This is a genomic window from Dietzia maris, from assembly GCF_014144855.1.
Taxonomy (GTDB): domain Bacteria; phylum Actinomycetota; class Actinomycetes; order Mycobacteriales; family Mycobacteriaceae; genus Dietzia; species Dietzia kunjamensis.
Genome location: NZ_JAALDN010000258.1, coordinates 1 through 3,932, shown reverse-complemented (window position 1 = coordinate 3,932; position 3,932 = coordinate 1). Strand labels below are relative to the sequence as shown.

Here is a 3,932-nt window from a genome sequence, read left to right as displayed (position 1 = left end):
GGGGCCGGCGCGGCGGCCGCCCTCGGCGAACTCGGCTACCGGGTCACCGCGTTCACATACCACGACGCCGCCCGGCGCGCGCATTCCGTGGCCGCCCAGGGCGGGATCAACGCCGCCCGCGGCCGCCGGGTGGACGGAGACTCCGTGGCCAGGTTCGTCGCCGACACCGTCTCGGGCGGGGACTTCCGTGGGCGGGAGGCCGAGGCGTTCCGGCTGGGCGAGGAATCCGCGCGGGTGATCGATCACTTCTCCGCCATCGGGACCCCCTTCGCACGCGAGTACGGCGGCGTCCTGTCGACCCGGTCCTTCGGCGGCGTGCAGGTCTCGCGCACGTACTACTCCCGCGGTCAGACCGGCCAACAACTCCAGCTCGCGGGCGTCTCGGCCCTGCAGCGGCAGATCCGTGCCGGCGCCGTCACGCTGCACACCCGCCACGAAATGCTCGACCTCGTCGTCGACGATTCGGGGTGCCACGGTGTGGTGGTCCGTGACCTGGTGTCCGGCCACATCCGGGCCGAGACCGCGCACGCGGTCGTCCTCGCGACCGGTGGCTACGGGACCGTCTTCCACGACTCCACGCTCGCGATCCACTCCAACGCCTCGGCGGTGTGGCGCGCGCACCAGCGGGGGGCCCTGTTCGCCTCACCGTCGTTCGTGCAGTTCCACCCCACCGCGCTGCCCAAGGACAACGACTGGCAGGCCAAGACGATCCTCATGAGCGAATCGTTGCGCAACGACGGCCGCGTCTGGGTCCCGCTCCACGACGGCGACGACCGGCCGCCCGGGGAGATCCCGGACGCCGACCGCGACTTCTTTCTCGAGCGCCGATATCCCGCCTTCGGCAACCTCGTGCCCCGCGACGTGGCCTCCCGGGCGATCACCTCCGAGATCCGTGCCGGGCGAGGGGTGGGGCCACGCCGCAACTCCGTCTACCTGGACTTCCGTGACGCCCTGTCCCGCGACGGGCGCCGGACGATCACCGAGCGCTACGGCAACCTGTTCGAGATGTACGCCCACGCCACCGGCGAGGACCCGTACGCCGTACCCATGCGCATCGCGCCGACGTGCCACTTCACGATGGGCGGGCTGTGGAGCGACTTCGACCTGCAGACGTCGATCCCCGGCCTGTTCGTCGGCGGCGAATGCGGCTGGGCGTATCACGGCGCGAACCGACTCGGTGCGAATTCCCTGCTCAGCGCGAGCGTCGACGGGTGGTTCACCCTTCCGTACTCGGTGCCGGCGCACCTGGCCACCCGCCTCGGGGACGACCTGCCGGGCGACGACGACGAGGTGGTCGTGGCCGCCGTGGCCCGCGCCCGGACGCGGGTGCGGAACCTGCTCGCGGTGGGCGGCTCGACCGGGCCCGAACACTTCCACCGTGAGCTCGGCGAGATCCTCTACTCGGGCTGCGGCGTCACACGAACGGCCGACGGCCTGACCCGGGCGCTCGAGCGCATCCGTGACCTGCGGACCCGGTTCTGGACTGGCCTGCGGGTCACGGGCGCAGGCGGTCACCTCAACCAGGTGCTCGAACAGGCCGGGCGGGTCGCCGACTTCCTCGAACTGGCGGAACTGATGTGCGTGGATGCGCTGGACCGGGACGAGTCGTGCGGCGCCCACTTCCGCGACGAGCACCAGACGCCCGACGGCGAGGCCCGGCGGGACGACCGTCGGTGGGCCTTCGCCTCCGCCTGGGCCTCCGAGGGCGATGACCGTGGCGGGCCCCGGTCCTTCACCCGCCACGCCGAACCGCTGGAGTTCTCCGCAGTCGCCCCCACCGCGAGGGATTACCGATGAGGCTCACCCTGCGAATCTGGCGACAGTCCGGGCCCGACATGGCCGGGCGGTACGAGGAGTTCGAGGTCCACGACGCCCGGCCGGAGATGAGTGTCCTGGAGTTGCTCGACGTCCTCAACGCCGACCTGGTGGACGCGGGCGTCGAACCGGTGGCGTTCGACTCCGACTGCCGTGAGGGGATCTGCGGGGCCTGCGGCGTCACCGTCGACGGACGCCCCCACGGTCCCGCGGAGAACACCCCGTCGTGTCACCAGCGGCTGACCCCCTACGCCGACGGGGACACCCTGCGCATCGAACCGCTTCGCGCCGCCGTGTTCCCTGTCATCCGCGATCTGGTGGTGGACCGCTCCGCTCTGGACGGGGTCGTCGAGTCCGCGGCCCATGTGGGAATCCCGGCCGGCGCCGCCCCGGACGCGGACTCGACCCTCCAGGGTCACGACACGGCGGAGACCGCGCTGGACTTCGCGGCGTGCATCGGGTGCGGGGCGTGTGTGGCGGCCTGCCCCAACGGCTCGGCCAACCTGTTCGTGGGGGCCAAACTCGGGCACCTCGCCCTCATGCCCGTCGCGGGCGCCGACCGCGCGACCCGCGCCCGCGAGATGGTCAGCGCCGCCGACGAGGAATTCGGACCCTGCTCGCTCTACGGGGAGTGCTCGCGGGTGTGCCCGGCGGGGATCCCGCTGCGGGCGATCGGCGTGGTCAACCGTGAACGGCTCCGGGCGGTCTTCCGGCGCTCGTGAGCGAGCGGCGCCGCCTTGGCCACGTGCACGAAGGCCGGCACGTCGCACCCGGGTGACGACCGGGCCGTCCGTGACCTAGACGTCGTCCTCCCCGACCGGTCCGCCCTCGCCCTCCCACGTCTCGATCATCCTGACCTTGGTCCGGGTGAACTTGCGGCGCACGCCCACTCCCCCGCGGTCGCTCTCCGGGATGAACCGGGCGCCGAAGTAGGTCAGGGCGTCGGTCAACGCCTGCACCTCGGCCGCGTCGAGTGCGCCCACTCCCCGTTCGTACTCGCGGATCCGCTGCTCGTCCAGTCCGGAGCGCAGCGCCACCACCTTGGTGGAGACGAGGCACAACGCGCGCGCCGCGCGCGCCAGACTGGGGTCCATGAACAGTTCTCTCTGAGGCATGACCCCATGATGCCGAATCCGACACCGCAGGGCCGCCGCGAGGAGTCAGCGCATGCGTTGGGAGATGACCTTGGAGATGCCGTCGCCCTGCATCGACACGCCGTAGAGCACGTCGGCCACGTCCATGGTGGGCTTCTGGTGGGTGATGACGATGAGCTGGCTGGTCTCCCTGAGCTGTTCGAACAGCCCGATGAGCCGCCGCAGGTTGGTGTCGTCGAGCGCCGCCTCGACCTCGTCCATGACGTAGAACGGGCTGGGGCGGGCCTTGAATATCGCCACCAGCATGGCGACCGCGGTAAGCGACTTCTCGCCGCCGGACAGCAGCGACAACCGCTTCACCTTCTTTCCCGGTGGCCGCGCCTCCACCTCGATCCCGGTGGCGAGCATGTCCTCCGGCTCGGTGAGGATCAGTCGCCCCTCCCCTCCGGGGAAGAGCGTGGAGAAGACACCCCGGAACTCGCGCTCGACGTCGACCCACGCCTCGGTGAAGATCTGCTCGATGCGCTCGTCGACGTCGTCGATCACCCCCTCGAGGTCGGACCGGGCCTTCTTCACGTCGTCGAGCTGGGTGGACAGGAACGCGTAGCGCTCCTCCAGCGCCGCGAACTCCTCCAACGCCAGCGGGTTGACCTTGCCCAGGGTGGCCAGGTCCTTCTGCGCCGACCTGAGACGACGCTCCTGTTCGGCGCGCACGAACGGCATCGGCGGCGGCGGGGTCACGTCCTCGCCGCGCTCGCGAGCCGCCTCGTACTCCTGCATCTCCAACGCCGACGGCGGCAGGTCCACGTCCGGGCCGTACTCCTCGACGAGGGCCTGCGGTTCGATACCGTGACGCTCGAGCACCGCCGCCTCGAGCTCCGAGACCTTGACCTCGAGCTGCGCCCGGACGATCTCGTCGCGGTGGGCGGCGTCGCCGAGCCTCGAGACCTCGGACTCGGCCGCCGCGAGATCACCGCGCAGCGCGGCGACACCGGCGGTGGCCTCGGCGCGCGCGGCCGAGAG

The 3,932-nt window shown here is 71.4% G+C and carries 4 protein-coding genes; 2 read left to right on the top strand and 2 right to left on the bottom strand.

Annotation, left to right across the window (positions count from 1 at the left end):
- Together G6024_RS09065 and G6024_RS09060 are read left to right on the top strand one after the other, a co-directional pair.
- The coding region (locus tag G6024_RS09065) for a fumarate reductase/succinate dehydrogenase flavoprotein subunit (RefSeq protein WP_159148530.1) at positions 1 to 1,797 on the top strand (1,797 nt) is incomplete at its 5' end.
- The gene (locus G6024_RS09060; RefSeq protein WP_119192751.1) at positions 1,794 to 2,537 is read left to right on the top strand and encodes a succinate dehydrogenase/fumarate reductase iron-sulfur subunit; all 744 of its coding nucleotides are present in this window, start codon (positions 1,794 to 1,796) and stop codon (positions 2,535 to 2,537) included. The genes G6024_RS09065 and G6024_RS09060, both read left to right, overlap by 4 nt.
- 75 nt (positions 2,538 to 2,612) lie before the next feature.
- On the opposite strand, the gene G6024_RS09055 is transcribed toward G6024_RS09060, so the two are convergent.
- Positions 2,613 to 2,930: a helix-turn-helix domain-containing protein gene (locus tag G6024_RS09055; RefSeq protein WP_235027831.1), complete on the bottom strand. Its 318-nt coding sequence runs from the start codon at positions 2,928 to 2,930 to the stop codon at positions 2,613 to 2,615.
- Between the two features lie 45 nt (positions 2,931 to 2,975).
- Positions 2,976 to 3,932 (bottom strand): AAA family ATPase (locus tag G6024_RS09050; protein ID WP_235027830.1); only part of this gene is annotated, 957 nt, incomplete at its 5' end.